This is a genomic window from Martelella mangrovi (assembly GCF_040545495.1).
Taxonomy (GTDB): domain Bacteria; phylum Pseudomonadota; class Alphaproteobacteria; order Rhizobiales; family Rhizobiaceae; genus Martelella; species Martelella mangrovi.
In genome coordinates this window covers 408,877-431,879 of the sequence record NZ_JBEPLY010000003.1, presented here as the reverse complement: position 1 = coordinate 431,879, position 23,003 = coordinate 408,877, and the positions used below count along the sequence as shown (strand labels likewise).

Here is a 23,003-nt window from a genome sequence, read left to right as displayed (position 1 = left end):
TGGTGGACTTCAGAAGAGGTCCATCTGCGCGTCCGATCCTGCCTCAGGCGCGTCCGGCAAAAGCGCCGGACCGATCGGCGCAATCAGATCCGCACCGAGATTACGGGCATTGCTGACGGCCTTTGAAACCGGAAAGGCCTCGAAGAAATCGTCAGGCGGCGGCCGCAGCAGATCGGCGACATGACGCGGCTCAAGGGTGCGGCAATCGAGCCAGCGCTCGAAATCATCCGGCATGATGACCACGGGCGACCGTTCGTGCAGTTTCGCGACCACGCCGCTTGCAGCCGTCGTGAGGATGGTTCCGGTATCAAGCTCGGTCCCGTCGGCGCCCTGCCAGGGCGACATCAGCCCGGCAAGGGCAATCAGCCCGCCATGCCGCGGACGGATCCAGTAAGGCTGCGCCGTGTCCCTGCCGCCGGTTCTGCGCCATTCGAAAAAGCCGCTTGCCGGCACCAGAGCCCTGAAATGACGCATGGCGCCGCGAAAGGCCGGTTTTTCGGCAGCACTTTCCGAGCGGGCATTGAACAGCAGCGGAAAATCGCGACCATCCTTCACCCAGGCCGGAATCAGGCCCCAGCGCGCCAGCATGGCTGTCCGCCCCTCACCGCCGCCGGTTAGTTCCGAGGCGTTGATCACCATCAGGATCGGCTGCGAGGGCGCGATATTGTAGCGCGGCGGAAATGAATCGATCGCCGTCAGATCGAAGACTTCCGCCGTTGCATCAGGGGTTGTTATCAGGCCGAAACGTCCGCACATTACCCATAGATTTCATCTTGCGCGATGAATGACAAGGCCCGCCGTTCTCCGCGGGCCTGATGAGCATGCCGGAAGGAACCCAATGTCCGCTTCACCCAAGCCCGCCTCCTCCGTGATCGTGCGTCGCGGCGGAAAATTCCTGCTCGTGCGCCGGGCCAATCCGCCCGCACAGGCGATGTATGCCTTCCCCGGCGGCAAGGCCGAAGCCGGCGAAACCGCCGAACAGGCCGCCATCCGCGAACTTGCCGAGGAAACCGGGCTTGCCGCAAACCGGGCCGATCTCTTTGCCGTATATGATCTGATAGACCGGGATGACAGCGGACAGATCACTAGCTTTTACCGGCTGAGTGTGTTTCTCGCCGACGTGGACGACGACGTCGTGGCCGTGGCCGCAGATGACGCGGACGACCTCGGCTGGTATGCGCTTGGCGATATTCGGACCATGAATGTGCCCACAAGCGTTCTCGAATGCGCCGAAAAGCTCGGTCAGCCGGCTTGAAAGCGTGACCGAAGCGACACATTCGCGCTGTCACGCAAAGCACTTGGCCCGTCTGTTAACCGGCTGTTGACTTTTTATGTCAGCGACGCTGACAGACCGCATAAAAACTTGTTACGATAGCGCCCGGAACAACCAAGAACGAGAAGCCAGCAAGGAACTCAGATGAAGCCGAATGCCAATGAAATCGACGATATGATCGTGCGGGAAAAGATGCAGGCGGCTCTCGAGTACCAGAACGAAGCATGGGCCGATGGTGTTGCCGATGGCATCGAACCCGAGATCATTGCCGATGCGGCGCTGGCGCTGGCCATGCGCGAGACCGTGCGGATGATTGGCGAGGAAGGCGCTGAAGCGATGCTGGAATCGCTGCGCGAGCGCATGTTGGCCGGTGAGTTTTCACCCGATCGCATCCTGCAGTAATTTTGCCCCTGCGGCCGTTATGACGCCCGCCCCGGGATTTTCCTTCCCGCATTGACGAATGCCGCCGACCGCGTGACAAATCGGATCGCGATTCGATCAGCGCGCGCGGCGTGCATGAAAGGGACGAACATGGCATCGATCCATCTTCCGGACAGGGCCTTCATCACGCTTGCGGGTGAGGACGCCGAAACGTTTCTGCAAAACCTGGTAACCACGAATATCGAGGGGTTACCTGCAGGCGAAGCATGGCCCGGCGCGCTTTTGACGCCGCAGGGCAAGATCATGTTCGATTTCCTGATCTCCCGCACGCCGGACGGCTTTCTGATCGAAACCCATGCGGACGACCAGTCAGCGCTGGCAAAGCGGCTGATGCTGTACAAGCTGCGCGCCAAGGTCACCATTGCAACGCCTGAACATGATGGCGCCACCCTCTTTTATGGCGACACCACAGCCCCCGAAGGGGCCGTGCCGGACAGACGTTTCGCGCTTGCCGACATGCCCCTGATGCGCCTGCCCGGGAGGTATAACAACGCCGCGCAAGACCCTGAAACATATACAAAACTGCGCATTGAAGCGGGCGTGGCGGAACTGCATGCCGATTATGCCGCGCAGGACGTTTTCCCGCACGATATCCTCTATGACGGCAATGGCGGGCTGAACTTCCGCAAGGGCTGCTATGTCGGCCAGGAAGTGGTTTCGCGCATGCATCACCGCGGCATGGCCCGCCGCAGGCTCGTACAGCTGGCGGCAGCCGAGCCGTTTACAACAGACGATGGCGCCGTGCAGGCAGGCGGCAAGACCGCCGGCACGATCTGTTCTGTCAGTGACGGCAAGGCCATGGCAATCGTCCGCGTGGACCGTATCGCGGCCGCCAGCGGCGATGTCAGCGTCAACGGCATGCCGGTCAGCGTGACACCTTACGCATGGAGCGGCGTGACGCTGGAAGCCTCAGGCACGGAGACCGACTGACCATGGCCAAGACCGATGTCCGCGCCTGGCAGCGCATGCTCTCCGGCCGCCGCCTCGACCTGCTCGACCCCTCCCCGCTCGATGTCGAGATTTCCGATATTGCCCACGGCCTTGCCCGTGTGGCCCGCTGGAACGGTCAGACGGTCGGCGCCCATGCCTATTCCGTCGCCCAGCACAGTCTCGTGGTCGAAACCATTTTCATGCACTGCTACAAGGCAAGCCCGGAAGACTGCCAAATGGCGCTTCTGCACGACGCGCCGGAATATGTGATCGGCGACATGATCTCGCCGTTCAAGGCGGTGGTCGGCGGCGGTTACAAAAGCGTGGAAAAGCGGCTTGAGGCCGCTGTCCATCTGCGCTTCGGCCTGCCACCGCACCCCTCCCGCACCCTGAAATCCAGGATCAAGGCCGCCGACCGTATCGCTGCCTATTTCGAGGCGATCACGCTGGCCGGTTTCTCGCATGCCGAAGCAAAACGCTTCTTCGGCGAGCCGAACGGTGTGTCGATCGAGATGCTGACCGTCGAGCCGATGGCGACCACGGATGCACAGACCCGCTTTCTCGCCCGCTTTTCGGAAATCGAGAGCGAACGCGCCAGCACGCCCGCGCCTGCGAAGCGGAACAGCGGATGACCGCCAGAATTGTCGTCAGCCCGCTTGCGCGCATCGGCGAAATGGCTGCCCGCCACGGCTGCCGCCACATGTTGTCGCTGATGGCCAATGGTCACGATTTCGCCCGGCCCGGCATGATCGAACCGCGCCGTCACCTGACCTTGCGCATGAACGACATTGCCTTTGCCGGAACCGGAAACCTGGTCGCTCCGGAGGCTTCGCATATCGAGCAGATCATCCGTTTTGTTCGTCGCTGTGACGGGCCGTTGCTGATCCATTGCTGGATGGGCGTTTCGCGTTCACCAGCCGGCGCTCTGATCGCGGCACTGGCGCTCAAGCCGGAACTGGACGATTTCGCGCTGACACAAACACTCAGAACAGTGTCGCCCTTCGCGACACCGAATGCCCGCCTCGTTCTTCTTGGTGATGAGGTGCTCGGCCGGAAAGGTCGCCTAATCGAGGCAGTCAAGGCAATCGGCCGCGGCCGCGAATGCCAATTGAACCTTCCTTTCGTGCTGGACCCCGAGCGAATGTGCGACGACACGTGCAAAGTTGCGCCAACGATGAAGTTTTCGTAGCATGGACTTACGCTGAAAACGCCCTAGCTAGGCAAAAAACACACTTCCGATTTCCGAAGACAAGGCATTTTCAATGGATAATATAGAGCAACAGGTCGGCGACATGTTCAAGGCGTCCGGCGATTTCGCCAACGCAATATGGGCGATGGTGATCACCTACACATTTTCGGTCCTCGGCGCGATCATTCTTCTGATCGTCGGCTGGATCGTGGCTGCCATCGTGCAGCGGTCGATCAAGAATGCGTTTTTGAAATTCGATAATGTCGACCGCACGCTTGCCGGTTTCTTCGGCAATATCGCACGCTATGGCGTTCTGACCATCGTCATCATCATGGTGCTTGGCCAGTTTGGCGTGCAGACGGCCTCCATTCTTGCCGCTCTTGGTGCTGCCGGTCTGGCAATTGGTCTCGCCCTGCAGGGCACGCTGCAGAATATCGCGGCCGGGATCATGCTTCTGGTGCTGCGTCCCTTCCGCGTCGGCGAATATATCAGCACCGGTTCGATTGACGGCACGGTGCAGGAAGTCGGCCTGTTTGCGACCGAACTGAAGACGATCGACGGCCTGTTCCGCCTGGCGCCGAACTCCACGCTCTGGAATGTCTCGATCACCAATTATTCGCGCGTCAGCGAGCGCATGCACGAACTGGCCATCGGCATCGGCTATGACGACGACCTCAGGCAGGCCATCGACATCCTGCTGGATCTGGCCAAAAACAACGAAAACGTGCTTGCCGATCCGGAACCCTATGCCTTCGTCAAGGAACTCGGCGACAGCGCCGTTGTCGTCGCCATGCGCTACTGGGCGCCCGGCGCCGTCTGGTGGAAAACCACCCATGTCATGACCCGCGACGCCAAGCTCGCTTTCGACGAAGCCGGCATTTCCATCCCCTTCCCGCAGGTCACGCTTTCCTCGCTGGACGCGGATGACAAACCGCTCGAAAAGACCGACGAAACCGCTGACAAGCCAGCGGAAAAGAGCTAAGGATTTATCGAAGATGCCGGCCTCACGCCGGTATCTTTTTATCGATATCCTCCCGGAGCTCATCATGAAAATCGCCGCCCTCAATGTCTATCCGCTCAAAAGTGCGCGCGGGATCGCCCTTTCTAAGCGGCAATGCGGTTTTTCAGGCCTTCAGGGCGACCGGATCGCCGTGATCACCGATCCCGACGGCCGTTTCATCACCCAGCGCGAATTACCGGCCCTTGCCAAGCTTTCGGTGCGGCCCCGCGACCAGGGGCTGGAAATCGAAATGGATGGCGCGGAGACGCTTTTTGCGGCCCCGCACAGCACGGAGCGCTTCGACGTCACCGTCTGGAAGGATACCGTCAATGCCGCCAGCACGGCGGCGAGCGTGAATGAAACGCTTTCCAGCTGGCTTGAACGAGCGGTGCGTCTGGCCTTTTTTGACCGGCAGGCGAACCGGATCGCCAGCCGCGACTGGATTGAAACCGATACGCCGGTTTCCTTTGCCGATGGTTTTCAGCTTCTGGTGACCACCACGGGATCGCTTGCAGCACTGAATGCCGATCTGGCGGCGCAGGGTGCTGCAACGGTCGGCATGGAGCGTTTCCGCCCGAATATCGTTCTCGACTGTGAAGACCCCTGGGCCGAGGACGGCTGGACGGGCATCACGGTCGCCGGTATCCGGATCGATTTCGTAAAACCCTGTTCGCGCTGCATCATGACAACCCAGGACCAGATGACCGGAGCGCGCGGCGGCGCGAACCCGCTGCCTGCGCTGGGCCGGCAGCACATGTCGGGCGACCGTCGCGTACCGGGACCGCTGTTCGGCTGGAACGCCGTGCCGCGCGGCGAAGGCATGCTGCAGGTCGGCGATACGGTGGAAATCACGGGCGAGCGCGACGAACCCTGGCCGTTGAAAAAACGGCGGGGCTGACAATTCAGGCCGTCTGCTGTTTTTCCAGCGCCTTCAGGGTGGCGGTGATGAAGCTTTCGCGGGCGCTGTCCGGCTTGATCCCGCGCGGCTCGTAGACATGCCGGTCGAGAAAGAAACCGGTCAGGCGAAAGCCGGCTGCAAGGCCCGGGCGATCGGCCGCCTCGTTGAGGTCGGCACGCAGAAAATCCGGCAGCGCCAGCATGCGGTCGGCATAGGGGGCACCGGCCTCTTTCGACACCGCCCTGCCCGATTTCGGTGAAACGTAAACGAGATCGACCGCCGAACCGTTTGCCGCACAGCGCGCCAGATCGAGCCCGAATCCGAGCTCGTTGAGAAGCGCCAGCTCGAAGCGTACGAAAAGCTCGCCCGCCGTCGCCGGATCTTCCAGATGTGCAATGATGACCTCGACGGCGTCGCAAAGGTGCCGGTGCGGATCGCGTTCCGGCAAAAGGCGCAGCAGCGCCGCCATGGCCCGCATGCCGTGAAGCGCCGTGGCTGATTGCATCAGAAGCCCGGCCCGCTGACTGAGCGGTTCCACCCGGAATTCGCCGAGATGTTCGGAAAGCCGCGCGCGCCATGTCAGCGCAACCCGGTTTCCGGGCTGCAACACCGGCCTGAGAGCACGGGAACGGCCGCCGCGCACCAGCCCCAGGTGACGGCCGTGCGCAAGGGTCATGACTTCGGCAATCGCGCTGGTCTCGCCATGGCGGCGCATTCCCAGAACTATGCCTTCGTCATGCCACTCCATCGGTCCCGTCCCGTTCGGTTATTTCGAGTAGTCGAGCCCCATTTCGCGATAGCGCTCCGGGTCGTCGCCCCAGTTCTCGCGCACCTTCACGAACAGGAACAGATGAACCTTCTGGTCGAGGATTTCGGCAAGTTCCTTGCGCGCGGCCATGGAGATCGACTTGATTGCCTCGCCGCCCTTGCCGAGCGCGATTTTCTTCTGGCTGTCGCGCTCCAGATAGATCACCTGCTCGATCCGGACCGATCCGTCCTTGCGTTCCTCCCATTTCTCGGTCTCGACATGAGCGGAATACGGCAGTTCCTGATGCAGCCGCAAAAACAGTTTTTCGCGGGTGATTTCCGCCGCCAGCTGGCGCATGGGAAGGTCGGAAATCTGGTCTTCGGGATAATACCACGGCCCTTCCGGCAGGGTCTTTGCAAGATCGTCCATCAGATCGTCACAGCCCGAACCATTGGTGGCGGAAATCATGTAGGTCCGGTCGAAGGCGATCGCCTCGTTGGCCGCTGCCGCAAGCGCCAGCAGGTCCTCGTGGCGCACGCGGTCAATCTTGTTCAACACCAGAATTTTCGGCTGGCGAACCTCCTTCAGCCCTTCCAGAATGGCTTCGGCATCGCCCTTCAGCCCGCGCTCGGCATCGACAAGCAGCATGATCAGATCGGCATCGCGTGCACCGCTCCAGGCAGCCGTCACCATGGCGCGGTCCAGCCTGCGGCGCGGCTTGAAGATACCGGGCGTATCCATGAACACGATCTGGGTGTGGTCATGGATCGCAATGCCGCGCAGCATGGCGCGGGTGGTCTGGACCTTGTGGCTGACAATCGAGACCTTGGCACCGACGAGACGGTTGACCAGGGTGGACTTGCCGGCGTTTGTCGGACCGATCAGGGCGACAAAGCCCGAGCGGGTCGCAACGGCTTCTCCACCACCTGCAGATTCAGTCTCGGTCATCTGTTTCTCCTGCGGCCGGCCAGCGCCGAAACCGTTAAACATTGTTTGATTTCAATATACTGCTACGCTGAACGACACCGGTGCATGAACGAAAGCGCATCAGTCTGCGGGCGCCCAGACACCTTCGCGTTCAAGAAGCCTGGCCGCCGCCACCTGTTCGGCAGCCCGCTTCGACCGGTCGACGCCGATCTCCGGCGCCACGCCCTTGACCGTCACCTTCACCGTAAAGCGCGGTTCGTGATCAGGCCCCGAGCGGTCTTCGACATGATAGACCGGTGTTTCGCCGTGATTGGCATGCGCCCATTCCTGCAATTCGGTCTTGGCATCGCGCCTCAGCGTCACGCCATCGGCAAAAAGCGGTTTCCAGTGGGTCTCGATGAAACGCCGGGCCGGCGCCAGACCGCCCTCCAGATAGATCGCGGCAATCACGCTTTCGACCACGTCGGCACGAATGCTGAGAACCCGCTTTCCCGTCAGCTTCTTCACGTCCTGCCCGGTCTTGATGAAGCGATGAAGACCGAGATTGTCGGCAACGCGCGCGCAGGCTTCCGCGCTCACAAGCTGGTTGAGACGAACGGAAAGCTCGCCCTCGCTTGCCGTTGGAAACAGGGTAAACAGGTTCTCCGCAATCACAAGTCCCAGCACCCGGTCGCCGAGAAATTCGAGACGTTCGTAATTGCCGTCCTTGCCGTTGCGTGCGCTGGAATGGGTCAGGGCCCTGCCGAGACGCTCGGTGTCGGAAAACTCGAACCCGATCAGCGCGGCCAGTCGTCCCGCTTCTTCCTGCTGTGCACCACGCGCTGCCATTCAGCCACCGATAACCTTGAACACGCGATCCCAGCGCATGTTGAACGGCCACTTCCAGATTTCGGCAAACGACGTGTCGTTGCCGAGCGAGAAGAAGATCAGGCTGGCACGGCCAACGAGATTTTCCGCCGGAACGAAGCCGACATCGAAGCGGCTGTCGAGCGAATTGTCGCGATTGTCGCCCATCATGAAATAATGGCCTTCGGGGACGATGAATTCGCGGGTATTGTCGCCCGGCGAATTGCGAAGCTCATCGAGCGTGTCGTAGCTGACGCCGTCAGGCAGGGTTTCGCGAAACACCGGAATATTGCGGCCGGGGTCCCTGCGATAGTCGGAGGTGAAGGTGCCATCGGACGTGCGCGGAACCGGTTCTCCGTTCAGGTAAAGGATATCGTCCCTGACCTGAACGCGGTCGCCCGGCAGGCCGATCACGCGCTTGATGTAGTCGACCTCCGGATTCGGCGGATAGCGGAAAACCACGACATCGCCACGCTCGGGATCGGAACCGAAGATGCGGCCTTCGAACAGGTTGGGCGAAAACGGCAGCGAATATTTCGAATAGCCGTAGGAAAACTTGTTCACGAACAGGTAGTCACCGACAAGAAGCGTCGGCATCATCGAGCCTGAGGGAATCGTAAAGGGCTGGAACAGAAACGTCTTGATCACCAGTGCCAGCAGCAACGCCTGGACAATAACCTTGACGTTGCTCCACAGCGAACTTTCCTGCTTTTCTTCTTTTTCGGCCACGCAGTGCTTTCCTTCTTTCACCCAGGCTGTCCGTTGCCCGAGCTTTAGCCCCTTCACCGGGATCAGGCAATGTTTTTAAGCCAATATGCCGTTACTGCACAGCTTCGATAATCACGAAAGCCTGCGCCAATGGATAGTCGTCCGTGATCGTGACATGGATACGGGGCTCACAGCCCTCCGGCATCATCTGCGCCAGAAGATCGGCCGCAACACCGGTCAGTTCCATTGTCGGCTTGCCGCCCGGCAGATTGACCACCCCCATATCCCGCCAGAACACGCCGCGGGCAATGCCGGTGCCCAGCGCCTTTGCGCAGGCCTCCTTGGCCGCAAACCGTTTGGCGTAGGATGCCGCGCGATTGCGGCGATGATCGGACTTTTCCTGCTCGATGTCGGTGAAACAGCGCGCGGTGAACCGCTCGCCGAAACGCGTGATCATGCGTTCGATCCGCCTGATATCGATGAGATCGCTGCCCAGCCCGACAATCATCTGTTTTCTCCGTACACGGCCTGTCCGCTCAGCTCTTGGTGCCTTCGGCGACCGATGTCTGCTTGCCGTCCGGCTTGTTGGCGCGCGCGGCCAGCATGGCCTGGCGCCGCTGTTGAAACGACTGCACGGCAAAATAGGTGAGCGCGTAGAACATCAGTCCGCTCAGTAAGGCGGGCAGTATCGAACCGACCGCCATCGGCTCCAGCAGCGGCCGCCAGAGGTCCGACAATTCAAAGCGATGCACGAGGTCGACGAGATTGATATGGTCGCGTTCTGCTGCACTGCGGCCGAGAAGCGCACTGCCGAACCGCCAGGTGGAAATCCAGATGAAGGGAAATGTCAGCGGATTGCCGAATGCCGTACCGAGGGCCGCGGCGGCATAATTGCCGCCGAACAGAAAGGCGAGCGCAAAGGCCGAGACGAAATGCCCCCCGATAAAGGGCGTCCATGAAACCGCAACACCGGCGGCAATCCCCATGGCGATTGCATGCGGGGTGGCCCTGAGGCGGACCGTGCGGTGATAAAGGTAGACCGGCACGCGCCAAAAGCCCTTTTTGGGCCAGAATGCGGCGCGAAACCGCTGCCAATAATTTGCCTGGGAACGTCTCTTAAAAAGCATCGCCTAGTTTTGACATCCGACGGGGTGATTGCAAGGGCCGATGCATTCGAGTGCGCGTTTGACCGGCAGATGAACGACGGGTTCGTCCATACCCTGTCTTCCTGCGTACGCCTGCGGATGTCAACTCCACCAGGCGGTTTTGTCAGCCCTGGTTTTGCTCACCCGAATGCCGTTCGGGCGTTGGACGGTTGGGATCGAAGCTGTGGTCGATATTGTCGATCACATGCTTGACACCCCCGACTTCCTTCTCGGAAACCTTTGGACTGGTAAAGCGCTTGAAGAAGCGCATCAGACGGTCCAGCATCTTGCACCTACCTTTCCGCGTCAGATCTGTCTGCGACAGATAGAAACGCTATGGGAAAGACGCGGCAAAAACGTGGAAAGTTCCAATTTTTTTGAAATTTCGGCCTATTCGAACAGGCGGCTGACCGTGGCGACGCAGTCAAGCGCCTGAAGCTGGTTCAGGGTCTGCGTCAGCTGACGCAGGTCCCAGACCTCCATATCCATGGTGACCTCGGCAAAATCCTCGGCAACGACCTTCATCTGGATCGTGCGGATATTCACGCCCAGCGTCGCGATCGTCTCGGTAATCCGGGCAAGCGTTCCCGGCTCGTTCAGCACACTGACGCCGACCCGGGCACGAAAGCGCTTGTCGTTGGTGGAATCGATATCCCAGCGGATATCGATCCAGCGGTCCGGTTCGTCATCGAAATGCTGCAGGTCCGGAGACTGGATCGGGTAGACGGTGATGCTGCCGTCATCGCCGGCAATGCCGACGATGCGGTCGCCGGGCACAGCGCCTGTCGGGGCAAACCGCACGGTTGCGCCGGCATTGAGGCCACGCAGGGGAAAGCTGCCCGGCGCCGGCTCGCCTTCGGCCGTTTCGGGAAGCTTGAAGGCCATGCCCTCGCCTTTGGGAAGGCTGACCCAGCCCTCCTCGCTGCTGGGCTTGACGGTGACGCGCTCATCCTTGTGGTCGGGGAAGACGGCGCGCAGCACATCGCCCGACGACAGCTCGTTGCGCCCGACGGCGGCAATCACGTCCTCGACGTCGGTCTGGCCGAGCCGGTGCAGCACGGTTGAAAGCACCTCGCGCGAAAACGTCTTGCCGGAGCGGGCAAACGTGCGCTCCAGAATGCGGTAACCAAGGCCGCTATACTGTTTGCGGATCGCCGCGCGGGTTGCACGCCGGATGGCCGCGCGCGCCTTGCCGGTGACAACGATCCCTTCCCAGGCCGGCGGCGGAACCTGCACGCCCGAGCGGATGATCTCCACCTCATCGCCATTGTTGAGCCGCGTGACCAGCGGCATCATCCGGCCGTTCACCTTGGCGCCCACACAGGTATCGCCGACATTGGTGTGCACGGCATAGGCAAAGTCGATCGGCGTGGCGTCCTTCGGCAGCGCGATCAACTTGCCCTTGGGCGTGAAGCAGAACACCTGATCCTGGAACAGCTCGAGCTTGGTGTGCTCGAGGAATTCTTCGGGGCTGTCGCCTTCCGCCAGCGCCTCGATGGTCTTGCGGAACCATGAGAAGACGCTGGTTTCCTCGTCATCGACCTGCCCCTTGACGGTGCGGCCGTCCTTGTAGAGCGCATGCGCCGCGATACCGTATTCCGCGACCTCGTGCATGTGCTTGGTACGGATCTGCAGTTCGATACGCTGCCGCATCGGCCCGATGATGGTGGTGTGCAGCGACTGATAGCCGTTCTGCTTCGGATTGGAGATGTAGTCCTTGAACCGCTCCGGCACCATCCGCCAGGTGGTGTGCACCAGCCCGAGCGCGCGGTAACACGTCTCCACCTCGTCAACGATGATGCGGAAACCGTAAAGATCGGACATCTGCTCGAAGGAGAGCGATTTCGACTGCATCTTGTTGAAGATCGAAAATGCCTTCTTCTGCCGCCCCTTAACCTTGACGTCTTCAAGGCCCTGCGCCTGAAGCAGCGCCTTCAGTTCATCTTCAATGCTCTTGATCAGCGCTTCGTTCTGGCCGGAAAGGTCCTGCAGCTTGCCGTTGATGGTCTGGTAGGCATCGGGATTGATATACTGGAAAGACAGGTCTTCCAGCTCCTCGCGCATGTCCTGCATGCCCATGCGCCCGGCAAGCGGCGCATAGATTTCCATCGTTTCCTCTGAAATACGGCGACGCTTGTCGGGGCGCATGTAATAGAGCGTGCGCATATTGTGCAGACGGTCGGCGAGCTTGACCAGAAGCACGCGGACATCGTCGGCCACCGAAAGCAGAAGCTTGCGCAGATTTTCGGCCTGCTGGGCCTTGCGCGACACAAGGTCGAGCCGCTTGATCTTGGTAAGCCCCTCGACCAGCGCACCGATCTCGTCGCCGAAAAAGGCGTCGATTTCAGCACGCGTCGCCGATGTATCCTCAATGGTGTCATGCAGCAGCGCGACGGCGATCGTTGACTCGTCCATATGCAGGTCGGTCAGGATCGCGGCCACTTCAAGCGGATGCGAAATATAGGGGTCGCCGCTGGCACGCCTTTGCCGGCCATGTTTCTGCATGGCATAGACGTAAGCCTTGTTGAGCAACGCAATATCGGCGTCAGGCTTGTATTTCTGTACCCGCTCAACAAGTTCGTATTGCCGCATCATGACTGAAAGACCGGGCCCGGTCGGGCTTTATACGGGTCAGGCGCGGCCCGTTCTGACAAGAAAAACAGGAAAACGGATAGCGGGGCGCTAGGCCCCGCTTGAAATGCGATCAGTAATCGTCGCCTTTTTCCGGCGGAACCAGTCCCTCGATACCGGCACGAAGCTCTTCTTCCGACATCTGGTCGAAAGGGATGGCCTCGGGCTGATCGGGACGGTCTGCGGTTTCCTCGCCGACATCATCTTCCGAGGAAGCGCCCTGGGTCGTTTCCGCTTCAGGCTCGTCCACTTCGACGTGACGCTGCAGGGAATGGATCAGGTCTTCCTTGAGGTCGTCGGGCGAAAGTGTCTCGTCAGCGATCTCACGCAATGCGACAACGGGATTCTTGTCATTGTCGCGGTCGACAGTTATCGGAGCGCCCTGGGAAATAAGACGCGCACGATGACCGGCGAGCAATACAAGATCGAACCGGTTGTCAACTTTGTCGATACAGTCTTCAACTGTGACACGTGCCATTGACTGTCCTTTTAGGTGATTTCTGTGGAATTGCCTCTCATAGAGATTCATAAATCGGAATTCAAGAGCGTATTTTCAAGCTCGCCCAAAGGTTTTGAACCAATGAGGATATTTCCCGACAACCATAATAACTGTGGGTTGAATATTGCCGAATCATGTCTAAATCAATAATGGGTGGCCAGCCGGCACACCAATCATTAGACTGTATATATTGTCGAGATTTTTTACCGCGGCCTTGGGTTCGGGCCATGCAATTCAGCAGGTTTTAGTGAAGGATATTTTCCATGTTTGACCCGCGCGAAAAAATTGCGCTCTTTATAGACGGAGCGAACCTGTATGCCGCCTCGAAAAGCCTGGGGTTTGACATAGACTACCGCAAGCTGCTGAAAACCTTCAGCGAGAAGGCTTATCTGCTGCGCGCTTATTATTATACCGCTTTGATCGAGGATCAGGAATATTCCTCGATCCGTCCGCTGATCGACTGGCTGGATTACAACGGCTACAAGGTTGTTACCAAGCCCGCCAAGGAATTCACCGACTCCATGGGACGCCGGAAGATAAAGGGCAACATGGATATCGAGCTGGCCATTGACGCGATGGAGCAGTGTTCGACCGTCGACCATCTGGTCATCTTTTCCGGCGACGGAGACTTCACCACGCTCGTTGAAGCGGTGCAGCGCAAGGGGCGCAAGGTTTCCGTGGTCTCGACCATGGCAACCCAGCCGCCGATGATTGCCGATGACCTGCGCCGCCAGGCCGATCATTTCATCGATCTTGCCTCGCTGAGATCGCAGGTCGGCCGCGAACTGTCCGAACGCCCGCAGCGCGAGCGGGCCGCAGAGGTCGTTCCCTCCGACTTCGACGACTGACAGATTTCAGAACACGCAATCCGGAAGGTCGCATCACCGTGACCGGACCGCGGGCGTGGGACACCAAACGCAACATCAAGGTGACCGCCCGCATCAACCGAGTTGCTTCAAAAGCCTGCTCTTTTCCCGGTTCCAGTCACGCTTCTTTACGGTTTCGCGCTTGTCATGGGCCTTCTTGCCCTTGCCCAAAGCCATCTGCAGTTTCGCCAGCCCGCGCTCGTTGAAATAGAGTTTTAGCGGGATCAGCGTCATGCCCTCGCGGTTGACCGCCGAGCGCAACCGGCTGATTTCCCGGCGGCCCAGCAGAAGCTTGCGGCGACGGCGCGGCTCGTGATTGAAGCGGTTGCCCTGCAGGTATTCAGGGACATACGAATTGATCAGCCACATCTCGCCATCCTCGTCGGAGGCATAGGATTCGGCGATATTCGACTTGCCCTCGCGCAATGACTTCACCTCGGTCCCGGTCAGAACCAGGCCCGCCTCGAACGTATCGAGAATCTCGTAGTTGAACCGCGCCTTGCGGTTTTCGGCGACGGTCTTGAATGCGCCGCCCTTGCTGCCTTTCGGAGCCATGGTCTTTTTCCGTTCCTTGAGCGGCGCTTCGCGCGATCAGTCGATCAGGCCGGCATGCCGCAAAGCGGCGTCGATGGCATTGGCCGTTCTTTCCTCCACGCCGAGCAGCGGCAGACGCACCGTATCGCCCATCCGCCCGATTTTCTTCAGCGCATACTTAGTGCCGCTGACGCCGGGTTCAAGAAACAATGCCTTGTGCAGCGGCATCAGCCTGTCCTGACAGGTAAGCGCAGTCTTGAAATCGCCCGCCAGAAGCGCGGTCTGAAGCTCGGAACAGAGCTTCGGCGCCACATTGGCCGTAACCGAGATGCAGCCGACGCCGCCTTCGGCGACAAAACCGTGGGCGGTGGCATCCTCACCGGAAATCTGCACGAAATCCGGCCCGCAGGAGATGCGCTGCTCGCAGACACGCTCCAGCTTGCCGGTGGCATCCTTGACGCCAACGATATTGGAATAGGTCTTTGCAAGCTGCCCCATGGTCTCCGGCAGCATGTCGATGACCGAGCGCGGCGGAATGTTGTAGATGATGATCGGCAGCGTGATCGCCTCGGCAACCGCCGCAAAATGGGCGAAAAGCCCCTTCTGGGTCGGCTTGTTATAATAGGGCGTCACCACCAGCACCGCATCGGCGCCGGCCTTTTCCGCATGCTGGGCCAGATCGATCGCTTCGCGCGTATTGTTGGAGCCGGCGCCGGCGATGACGGGTACGCGGCCGGCAGCAGCCTCCACACAGAGATCGACAACACGCCGGTGCTCGTCGTGGCTGAGCGTCGGCGATTCACCGGTGGTTCCGGCCGGCACCAGCCCATGGCTGCCTGCCTCGATCAACCAGTTGATGTGATCGACAAAACCCGCCTCGTCCAGCGCGCCGCTTTCGGTAAACGGGGAGACGAGAGCGGGAATGGACCCCTTGAACATGCAGTATCTCCTGGCGGCGTTCATTTTAAAGCCGCATTCCTGTTTTAAAAATCGAGCGCACCATAATGCCGGACATGGGGCACTGCAAGCATTGCGTTCGGTGATGGAGGGGTCTTCCGCCACCCTTGAAAATCATCAGGGTTAAGGCGATCTTAACCGAGAAGACCGATAGTTTCAGGCGCTGTTGAATTCGATCCCCGGGACGCTCGAATGAAGAAAACCCTGTTGTTGCTTTCGCTCGCCACGTCCGTGGCCGTGACAGATGTTGCGCTTGCCACCGCGCAGGAATTTCCCTCCGTCGCCCCCATTCCCTTTGCTCGGCCCGACAGGCCGGCGGCCGCGCCTTCGATCGCCCCTTCGATGGAGATTACCGGCGCCATCTCGCAGCCTGTGGCAAACCCGGCATCAAGCTCCATCCTGAAACACGGTCTGGATGCGCTCAAGGAAAGCGACGTCTCGACAGCACTGCGCGACCGCAACCGCCTTCCGGAAGGCTCGCTTGACCACCAGATCATGAGCTGGGCTATTGCGCTTTCCGGCGACAAGGGCGTCCCCTCCTCCGAGATTGCCGAAGCGCAGCAGGAACTGCGCGGCTGGCCCGGCCTTTCGGCACTGAGGGCCCATTCCGAACGGGCCTATGCTGACGAAAACCCGTCAGCCAGCGCCGTGGTTGCCGCTTTCGGCAATACGCTTCCGGTCACCTCCGAGGGCACGTTGCTGCTCGGCAAATCGCTGCTTGCGACCGGCCAGCGCCAAAAAGCCCACGATATCGTTGTGCGCGCATGGACCGGCTGGGCGCTCGACACGGCGACCGAAAACGAATTTCTGAACGCCTTCGGCTCGATCCTCACGCGGGAAGACCACAAACAGCGCATGGTCTACCTGCTTTATCGCGACCGCGCGACACAGGCCAAGCGCTTCTCCGAATACGGCAATGCGCAATCCTTCTACAACGCATGGGCCGCCGTCATCCGCCGGCAGTCCAATTCCGACAGCCTGATCAATGCCGTACATTCCTCCTGGCACAACGATCCCGGCTTTCTCTATATCCAGATCCGCAATGCCCGGCAGAACAACCGTTACGATACGGCTGCCGCACTGTTGAAGAAGGCGCCGCGTAATCAGGCCGCGCTCGTCAATCCCGACCAGTGGTGGGACGAAAGCCGCATTGTCGGCCGTCATTTCTATGAGGAAGGCAATCCGCGCCAGGCCTATCAGATCGTCGCCGCGGCCATGCCCGAGGGCCGGCTCGACAGGCTGGACGCGGCTTTTCATGCCGGCTGGATGGCACTGCGCGGGCTGAATGACGGGCGCACGGCCTCCGCACATTTCGCCGATATCGTCGCGATTTCGCCAACCCCGATCTCGTCGTCACGCTCCTATTACTGGCAGGGCCGCGCCGCAGAAGCCGGCGGCCCCGGTAATGCGCGCGATTTTTACCGCCAGGCCGGCCGGTTCCCGACCACGTTCTACGGCCAGCTTGCGCTGCAGAAGCTCGGCCAGACCCAGTTTGACGTCGACTATCCGAGCCCGACGCCCGCCGACCGCTCCAATTTCCAGAAGAACCCCGCCGTTCAGGCCATCAACCGGCTGCAATCGGTCGGCCACGGCTGGCGCGCCGACAGGCTTTACCGCGCCCTTGCCGAGCAGCTGACCAGCCCCGGCGAGCTGGCCATCCTCGCCTATCAGGCCGAACAGGACCGCAGCCACACGCTTTCGCTTCAGATCGGCAAGATTGCCTATGGACGCGGGCTGGATGTCGCAGCCCTTGCCTTCCCCATCGGCGTGATCCCGACGGACGCCAATATTTCCGGCTCCGGCATGGCGCTGGCCTATGCCATCGCGCGGCAGGAAAGCGCCTTCAATCCGGGCGCCGTTTCGCCCGCCGATGCGCGCGGCCTGCTGCAGCTTCTGCCGACAACCGCCCGCCGTGTGGCCAGCCGCCACGGCCTGTCCTATTCGGCAAGCCGGCTGACCAACGACCCGGCCTATAACGCAACGCTTGGCGCGCATTATCTCGGCGAACAGATCGACCGTTTCGACGGCTCCTACATCCTGACCTTCGTCGCGTATAATGCCGGCCCTGCCCGCGTGCCGCAGTGGATCGATCGTTTCGGCGATCCGCGCGGCAAAAACCTCGATTTCGTCATCGACTGGATCGAATCGATCCCCTATCCGGAAACGCGCAACTACGTCCAGCGCATCATGGAAAACTACGAAATCTACAAGGCCCGCCTCAACCAGCCGACCGACATCGCCCGCGACCTGATCTACGGGCGCACGTGAGGCAATGAAAAAGCCGGAGACGATGTCTCCGGCTTCTGCCTGTCGGCAACCCTGCTTGCGGGCGGCGCATCTCCCCCTTTTCTCGGGGGCTGTCGCAGATGGCCTTGGATCTTGCTCCCAATACTCTCTCCCGCCTGCGGGAGAGATGCCCCGAAAGGGGCAGTGAGGGTGAAGCAGCATTTCAATCCGTGAGGGCGTCCGCGTGGATAAGTTCCCCCCTCACTGTCGCTGTCGCGACATCTCTCCCCTCCGGGGCGAGAAGACTTGGGGGCTGTGCGGCAAAGCCATATGCGATAGCCCTTGATGCCGGCTCAAGGCCGGTTTCGAGAACCCGAACAGGCGGCGAAGAAAAAGGTTCGCCGCCCAAACGCAGGGTCTACCGCGTCAGCGGCTTGTAGGTCACCCGCTTCGGGTTGACGCTTTCCGGGCCGAGGCGGCGGATCTTGTCGGCTTCGTAGTCGGCGAAGTTGCCTTCGAACCATTCCACATGACTGTCGCCCTCGAAGGCGAGGATGTGGGTGGCCAGGCGGTCGAGGAACATGCGGTCATGGGAGATGACCACGGCGCAGCCGGCGAAGTTTTCAAGCGCATCCTCAAGGGCTGCCAGCGTCTCGGTATCGAGGTCGTTGGTGGGCTCGTCGAGGAGCAGCACGTTGGAGCCGGATTTCAGCATCTTGGCGAGATGAACGCGGTTGCGCTGGCCGCCGGAAAGCGTGCCGACCTTCTGCTGCTGGTCGCCGCCCTTGAAGTTGAACGAACCGCAATAGGCGCGGCTGTTGACTTCGTGGCTGCCGAGCTTGATCACGTCGACGCCGCCGGAAATCTCTTCCCAGACCGTCTTGTCCGGATCGAGCGAATCGCGGCTCTGGTCGACATAGCCGAGATCGACCGTCTCGCCGATGCGGATTTCGCCGCTGTCCGGCTTTTCCTGCTCCGTGATCATCCGGAACAGCGTCGATTTACCGGCGCCGTTCGGGCCGATGATGCCGACAATGCCGCCGGGCGGCAGCTTGAAGGTGAGATCGTCGATCAGCAGGCGGTCGCCATAGCCCTTGGTCAGCCCTTCGGTCTCGATCACGACCTGGCCCAGACGTTCGCCCGTCGGGATCACGATCTGGGCATCGCCCGGACGACGGTCGGCCGCCGATTTGACGAGATCGTCATAGGCACGGATACGGGCCTTCGACTTGGTCTGGCGGGCCTTGGGATTGGATGAAATCCACTCCTGCTCGCGTGTAAGCGCCCGCTGGCGGGCAGCCTCCTCGCGGCCTTCCTGGGCCATGCGCTTGGCCTTTGCCTGCAGATAGGCGGTGTAGTTGCCCTCGTAGGGAATGCCGCGACCACGGTCAAGTTCGAGGATCCAGCCCGTGACATTGTCGAGGAAGTAGCGGTCATGGGTAATCATCAGCACGGCGCCGGGATATTCGCGCAGGTGCTTTTCAAGCCAGGCAATGGTTTCGGCGTCGAGATGGTTGGTCGGCTCGTCGAGCAGCAGCAGGTCGGGCTGCGACAGCAGCAGGCGGCAAAGCGCGACACGGCGCTTCTCACCGCCGGAAAGGTTGACAACATTGGCGTCACCCGGCGGGCAGCGCAGCGCTTCCATGGCCATCTCGACCTGGCTTTCGAGGTCCCAGAGGTTCTGGCTATCGATGATATCCTGAAGCTGGGCGGCCTCGTCGGCCGTCTCGTCGGAATAATTCATCATCAGTTCGTTGTAGCGCTCAAGGGTGGCCTGCTTGTCGGCAACGCCTTCCATGGCGTTTTCCATCACCGTCTTTTCCGGGTTGAGCTCCGGTTCCTGCGGCAGATAGCCGACAGTGGCGCCCTCTGCCACCCAGGCCTCGCCGGTATACTCGTTGTCGAGCCCGGCCATGATCCTCAAAACAGTCGATTTACCTGCACCGTTCGGCCCCAGAATGCCGATCTTGGCGTCCGGGTAGAAGGACAGGTGAATGTTCTCGAGTACCTTCTTGTTGCCATAGGCCTTGTTGAGGCCTGCCATGTGATAAATGAACTGACGTGCCATATGCCGCGTAATCCTGATTTTGAAATGCTTATCGTGTCCTGGGGCGCTATTTAGGCGAAACACGACGTTTTAACAATGCGCCTGCCGATATTTGACGGTTTTGCCTGCCCCGCCAAAACCACGTTCGCGCCACAGATTGAACAATCGCCGCCGCCATACGTTTTGTCCTCACGTGAGCAGAAAAACGACAAAGAGGAAAGGACGCGACAATGGTTCAGAAAAAAGCAGCTTTCTTCGGCACCACGGTGGAAAACACCGAAGACTGGCAGGAAAGCGCCCGCAAGGAAGACGCAATCGCCACAGAACTGGCAGCCTCCGGCCTGGTGGATGCAACCGAAGTGCAGGTTGCGGTCTCCGGCGACGAGGCGCGGCTGACGGGGACTGTCTATCTGCGCGAGGAAATCGCCACCGCCGGCAATATCGCGCTCGGCGTGGAAGGCATCAACCGCGTGCGCAACGGCCTCAAGCCGCGCGAACGCTCGATACAGACCAGAAACCAGAGCCACGACAAGGAAGCTGACGCCCGCGCCCAGACCCGCACGCTCTGATCGTCGCTAGTCGAAACCTGCGGGATCGACGATACCGCCGGCGCAGCCGAACGACGTGCCGCCGGCGGACTGGATGAGGTCAGCGAGCGATCTGTCCTGCCCGTAACCTGCGCCAAGCCCGATCGTCAGTTCGGTAATCAGCGTTCTGTCGCCATCTCTCCGGCATTTCATTTTGACGCGCCGGGCAGCATCGGGCCCGAAAGCCGTGTCGAAGGCGGCCGTGATGGCATCGGCGGACAGATAGGTGCCGAGATTTTCAGCAACCAGATCGGCCACCGCCGAGGCGTTCAGATCCTCCAGCAGAGCGAGCGAACGGGCGTAATAGGCCTCTGCCGTCATCCCGCTGCAGGTGCCGTGCTTGATCCATTCATGGCGCTGAAGCCCGGACTGCGTACCGGGCATCACCGTCTCAAGCGCTGCCCGTGTGCCTGTTTCAAGGTCGAGTGCGGGTAAATCCAGCCAGTCTCCGGCCGCATCCATATCGCGCAGGCTTTTATCGACTGCGCAATAATTGTCCCCCATGGGCCAGAGACCATGGAGTGAAAAGCGGCGGGCATCGAACCGGTCTTCGCTCTGGCTGCGGCATTCCGGCCTGTCCGGCTGCCCCTCGCAAAAGGCTGGCTGCCAGCTGACGGCCAGAAGCGCCTCGGTTCGCCCCGCCAGCGCCGGCGTCGCCGACAGGCCAGCCGCCAGGCACAGAAGAGCCGCAGACACCCGCATCCTCATATTCCGCAGCCTCTTCGCCCCTGCCATCAATTCCCCTCTCAAAAGCAAACGGCCTCCGCGACTGTTTCGCCGGAGGCCGTTGATCCTACCCAAAAGACCAAAAATCAGTCCAGCGCGGCAGTGACCGTGAACTCGACCAGAAAGTCCGGCGTGGCAAGTGCCGCCTGGCTGGTGGCGCGTGCAGGCGGGTTGGCCGGATCGATCCAGTCCTTCCACACCGCATTCATCTCGGCGAAATCGCCCATATCCTTCAGGTATATCAGCGTCTGCAGCAGTTTCGACTTGTCGCTGCCGGCAGCGGCCAGAAGCGCATCAACCTTGGCGAGGCAATCCTTTGCCTGCTCGGCAACGGTGGCACCGGCACCGGTCTGGCCGGAAAGGTAAACGGTGTTGCCATGCACAACGGCACCGGTCATCAGCGGGCCAACTTCAATACGTTTTACAGTCATGTTTCGGTTCTTTCCAATTTCATTCAACAAGAAACCTCAGCCGCGCAGACGCTTGGCCTCTTCGTAAATCCGGGTCGAACGGGCGCCCGAGCGGCAATAGCCGAGCACAGGTTTTTCCAGATCGTCGAGCGCATCCACCATGCCGGTGACCGCATCGGGCGTCAGCCCCATGCCGCCGACCGGCACATGAGCGACATAAAGCCCTTCCTTTTCGGCCGCCGCCGCGACATCGGCAAAGGCCGGCTGACCGGCTTCCTCGCCATCGGGCCGGTGGCAGACAATGGATTTGAAGCCCTGCGCCTTGATATCGGCGATGTCTTCGGGCGTGATCTGCTCGCTGACGGCATAAAAATCATCGATCGGACGGATGTTCATTCCGGTTCTCCTTCGCATTTTGGCAGCAAGGTAAGCGAGCCGTTTGACATTGCAAGGTCGCCAATGCTCATGAAAAGCGGATACGCAAACGAAATTTGCGCGTTTCACCGGGGGCAAGCAGCGTCAGTTCTCCATCCTCGGCCAGTTGCTTCCGGCTTGCCGCGCGATGGGAGGCCGGCTCGATGCCGACGATATGGGCCGGCGCTTCCTGATTGCGCCAGATCTGCAGAAACGGCAGTGTATCGGTATCGACCTCGAGATTGAACGACAACCCGCCAAGGGCCGCAATCGGCCCGAACCGCGTTTTCGACCAGCCATCGTCATCGGCCACGGCCGGCACGCAGAAAAGGCCGTGATCGCCCTCCCCGAAATGCCAGGGCAGAGATTTTTCGGGCAGCGATTCGCTTGTGAGCCGAACGCCGTCATCAAGGTGCATGGCGCCGAAATTGATATGATACATCATCATCACCGGCAGCGGCGTGTCCGATGTGTTGACCACGGTATCGGTCAGTTCAAGCGCACCGGTGGCACCGTCAAGCGTCCAGACGCGCTCGATCAGCATGTCGCCGCCATTGGCGGTCCTGACGGGGATATGGCAGACGCATTCCGCTCCCAGAGCGCTGATTTCCAGCGATTTCACCGCAGCGGCATTGCCGGAAACGGAGCCGTGCAGCGGGAAAAACCGGTTTTCATCGCCCTCGACCGGTTCGGGGTGGCGAATGTGATCCGGTCCGCAGGTAAAAAGAAACCCTTCGAGCGAGTGATCGATCCGTGGATCGCCATCATCGGGGATCGCCCGTTTGGGAGCGATATCGACACCGGCGACAACACAGCCGGCAATATCCATGACCGAGGTCGGATCAAGAAAAACGCAAGGGCCGCTTCTGGCAGCGAATTCGATCATTTTGTTAACCAAGTCTGCTGTTATTTGAAACTGATGTGTTCAGCGAACGTTCATTCCGTAGAAGCGAAAATCAAACGAACCGAGGCCAGGCGCAAGCGCTCGCCGATGACAGCAG

General features: G+C 60.5%; 27 protein-coding genes. 10 read left to right on the top strand and 17 right to left on the bottom strand.

The genetic code is table 11. The features are described 5' to 3' along the window. Positions 1-9: 9 nt before the first annotated feature. A complete protein-coding gene (locus ABID12_RS06700; RefSeq protein ID WP_354433578.1) occupies positions 10-756 on the bottom strand; it encodes an SOS response-associated peptidase in 747 nt (248 codons plus the stop codon). 82 nt (positions 757-838) lie between these two features. On the opposite strand from ABID12_RS06700, the gene ABID12_RS06695 reads away from it, so the two are divergent. The 7 genes from ABID12_RS06695 (at position 839) to ABID12_RS06665 (ending at position 5,731) form a co-directional block, all read left to right on the top strand. Next, positions 839-1,255, top strand: coding sequence for an NUDIX hydrolase (locus ABID12_RS06695; protein WP_354433577.1), 417 nt, complete (start codon positions 839-841; stop codon positions 1,253-1,255). A 162-nt stretch (positions 1,256-1,417) separates the two neighbouring features. Further along, positions 1,418-1,675, top strand: coding sequence for a hypothetical protein (locus ABID12_RS06690; RefSeq protein WP_024707077.1), 258 nt, complete (start codon positions 1,418-1,420; stop codon positions 1,673-1,675). A 129-nt stretch (positions 1,676-1,804) separates the two neighbouring features. Then, on the top strand, positions 1,805-2,644 hold the full coding sequence (ygfZ, locus tag ABID12_RS06685; RefSeq protein WP_354433576.1) for a CAF17-like 4Fe-4S cluster assembly/insertion protein YgfZ: 840 nt from the start codon (positions 1,805-1,807) through the stop codon (positions 2,642-2,644). Continuing rightward, complete coding sequence (locus ABID12_RS06680) at positions 2,641-3,276, top strand: YfbR-like 5'-deoxynucleotidase (RefSeq protein ID WP_354433610.1); 636 nt, start codon at positions 2,641-2,643, stop codon at positions 3,274-3,276. Before ygfZ ends, ABID12_RS06680 begins: the two co-directional genes overlap by 4 nt. Beyond that, the gene (locus ABID12_RS06675; RefSeq protein WP_354433575.1) at positions 3,273-3,833 is read left to right on the top strand and encodes a tyrosine phosphatase family protein; all 561 of its coding nucleotides are present in this window, start codon (positions 3,273-3,275) and stop codon (positions 3,831-3,833) included. Before ABID12_RS06680 ends, ABID12_RS06675 begins: the two co-directional genes overlap by 4 nt. 82 nt (positions 3,834-3,915) lie before the next feature. After that, positions 3,916-4,815, top strand: a complete 900-nt coding sequence (locus ABID12_RS06670) for a mechanosensitive ion channel family protein (RefSeq protein ID WP_435528185.1) — start codon at positions 3,916-3,918, stop codon at positions 4,813-4,815. 64 nt (positions 4,816-4,879) lie between these two features. Further along, the gene (locus ABID12_RS06665; RefSeq protein ID WP_354433574.1) at positions 4,880-5,731 is read left to right on the top strand and encodes an MOSC domain-containing protein; all 852 of its coding nucleotides are present in this window, start codon (positions 4,880-4,882) and stop codon (positions 5,729-5,731) included. 4 nt (positions 5,732-5,735) lie between these two features. On the opposite strand, the gene recO is transcribed toward ABID12_RS06665, so the two are convergent. The 9 genes from recO to rpoZ all read right to left on the bottom strand — a co-directional run bounded on the left by recO (position 5,736) and on the right by rpoZ (position 13,214). Next, positions 5,736-6,479, bottom strand: a complete 744-nt coding sequence (recO, locus tag ABID12_RS06660; RefSeq protein ID WP_354433573.1) for a DNA repair protein RecO — start codon at positions 6,477-6,479, stop codon at positions 5,736-5,738. An 18-nt stretch (positions 6,480-6,497) separates the two neighbouring features. Continuing rightward, the gene (era, locus tag ABID12_RS06655; RefSeq protein ID WP_354433572.1) at positions 6,498-7,427 is read right to left on the bottom strand and encodes a GTPase Era; all 930 of its coding nucleotides are present in this window, start codon (positions 7,425-7,427) and stop codon (positions 6,498-6,500) included. A gap of 99 nt (positions 7,428-7,526) precedes the next feature. Further along, positions 7,527-8,234: a ribonuclease III gene (gene rnc, locus ABID12_RS06650; protein WP_354433571.1), complete on the bottom strand. Its 708-nt coding sequence runs from the start codon at positions 8,232-8,234 to the stop codon at positions 7,527-7,529. Beyond that, positions 8,235-8,981: a signal peptidase I gene (lepB, locus tag ABID12_RS06645; RefSeq protein WP_106304613.1), complete on the bottom strand. Its 747-nt coding sequence runs from the start codon at positions 8,979-8,981 to the stop codon at positions 8,235-8,237. Between the two features lie 91 nt (positions 8,982-9,072). Next, positions 9,073-9,468, bottom strand: coding sequence for a holo-ACP synthase (gene acpS, locus ABID12_RS06640; protein WP_354433570.1), 396 nt, complete (start codon positions 9,466-9,468; stop codon positions 9,073-9,075). A gap of 28 nt (positions 9,469-9,496) precedes the next feature. Continuing rightward, complete coding sequence (locus ABID12_RS06635) at positions 9,497-10,087, bottom strand: DUF2062 domain-containing protein (protein ID WP_106304619.1); 591 nt, start codon at positions 10,085-10,087, stop codon at positions 9,497-9,499. A 142-nt stretch (positions 10,088-10,229) separates the two neighbouring features. Then, positions 10,230-10,391: a hypothetical protein gene (locus tag ABID12_RS06630; protein ID WP_181190706.1), complete on the bottom strand. Its 162-nt coding sequence runs from the start codon at positions 10,389-10,391 to the stop codon at positions 10,230-10,232. Positions 10,392-10,495: 104 nt separating this feature from the next. Continuing rightward, a complete protein-coding gene (locus tag ABID12_RS06625; RefSeq protein WP_354433569.1) occupies positions 10,496-12,700 on the bottom strand; it encodes a RelA/SpoT family protein in 2,205 nt (734 codons plus the stop codon). 109 nt (positions 12,701-12,809) lie between these two features. Continuing rightward, positions 12,810-13,214 carry a DNA-directed RNA polymerase subunit omega gene (gene rpoZ / locus ABID12_RS06620; protein ID WP_354433568.1) on the bottom strand — a complete coding sequence of 135 codons (405 nt, stop codon included), beginning with the start codon at positions 13,212-13,214 and terminating at the stop codon, positions 12,810-12,812. A 284-nt stretch (positions 13,215-13,498) separates the two neighbouring features. Here rpoZ and ABID12_RS06615 point away from each other — a divergent pair, with 284 nt between their 5' ends. Then, positions 13,499-14,083, top strand: coding sequence for a LabA-like NYN domain-containing protein (locus ABID12_RS06615; protein ID WP_106304628.1), 585 nt, complete (start codon positions 13,499-13,501; stop codon positions 14,081-14,083). Between the two features lie 93 nt (positions 14,084-14,176). Here the strand turns inward: ABID12_RS06615 and smpB are convergent, their stop codons facing one another. Beyond that, positions 14,177-14,656, bottom strand: coding sequence for an SsrA-binding protein SmpB (smpB, locus tag ABID12_RS06610; RefSeq protein ID WP_354433567.1), 480 nt, complete (start codon positions 14,654-14,656; stop codon positions 14,177-14,179). Positions 14,657-14,692: 36 nt separating this feature from the next. Beyond that, on the bottom strand, positions 14,693-15,574 hold the full coding sequence (gene dapA, locus ABID12_RS06605; RefSeq protein ID WP_106304634.1) for a 4-hydroxy-tetrahydrodipicolinate synthase: 882 nt from the start codon (positions 15,572-15,574) through the stop codon (positions 14,693-14,695). A gap of 210 nt (positions 15,575-15,784) precedes the next feature. On the opposite strand from dapA, the gene ABID12_RS06600 reads away from it, so the two are divergent. Continuing rightward, the gene (locus tag ABID12_RS06600; RefSeq protein ID WP_354433566.1) at positions 15,785-17,860 is read left to right on the top strand and encodes a lytic transglycosylase domain-containing protein; all 2,076 of its coding nucleotides are present in this window, start codon (positions 15,785-15,787) and stop codon (positions 17,858-17,860) included. A 376-nt stretch (positions 17,861-18,236) separates the two neighbouring features. On the opposite strand, the gene ettA is transcribed toward ABID12_RS06600, so the two are convergent. Further along, complete coding sequence (gene ettA, locus ABID12_RS06595; RefSeq protein ID WP_319520354.1) at positions 18,237-19,886, bottom strand: energy-dependent translational throttle protein EttA; 1,650 nt, start codon at positions 19,884-19,886, stop codon at positions 18,237-18,239. A 209-nt stretch (positions 19,887-20,095) separates the two neighbouring features. On the opposite strand from ettA, the gene ABID12_RS06590 reads away from it, so the two are divergent. Continuing rightward, a complete protein-coding gene (locus ABID12_RS06590; protein ID WP_106304647.1) occupies positions 20,096-20,434 on the top strand; it encodes a BON domain-containing protein in 339 nt (112 codons plus the stop codon). A 6-nt stretch (positions 20,435-20,440) separates the two neighbouring features. On the opposite strand, the gene ABID12_RS06585 is transcribed toward ABID12_RS06590, so the two are convergent. From ABID12_RS06585 to ABID12_RS06570, 4 genes are all read right to left on the bottom strand, one after another. Next, positions 20,441-21,169 carry a ribonuclease T2 family protein gene (locus tag ABID12_RS06585; RefSeq protein WP_354433608.1) on the bottom strand — a complete coding sequence of 243 codons (729 nt, stop codon included), beginning with the start codon at positions 21,167-21,169 and terminating at the stop codon, positions 20,441-20,443. Positions 21,170-21,264: 95 nt separating this feature from the next. Further along, entirely contained in the window at positions 21,265-21,609 is a 345-nt protein-coding gene (locus tag ABID12_RS06580; RefSeq protein ID WP_106304653.1) for a RidA family protein, read from the bottom strand. 36 nt (positions 21,610-21,645) lie between these two features. Continuing rightward, positions 21,646-21,984 (bottom strand): protein tyrosine phosphatase family protein, encoded by a 339-nt coding sequence (locus tag ABID12_RS06575; RefSeq protein WP_354433565.1) that lies wholly within the window; start codon positions 21,982-21,984, stop codon positions 21,646-21,648. A gap of 67 nt (positions 21,985-22,051) precedes the next feature. Next, positions 22,052-22,888, bottom strand: coding sequence for a DUF4432 family protein (locus tag ABID12_RS06570; protein ID WP_354433564.1), 837 nt, complete (start codon positions 22,886-22,888; stop codon positions 22,052-22,054). Positions 22,889-23,003: the final 115 nt, after the last annotated feature.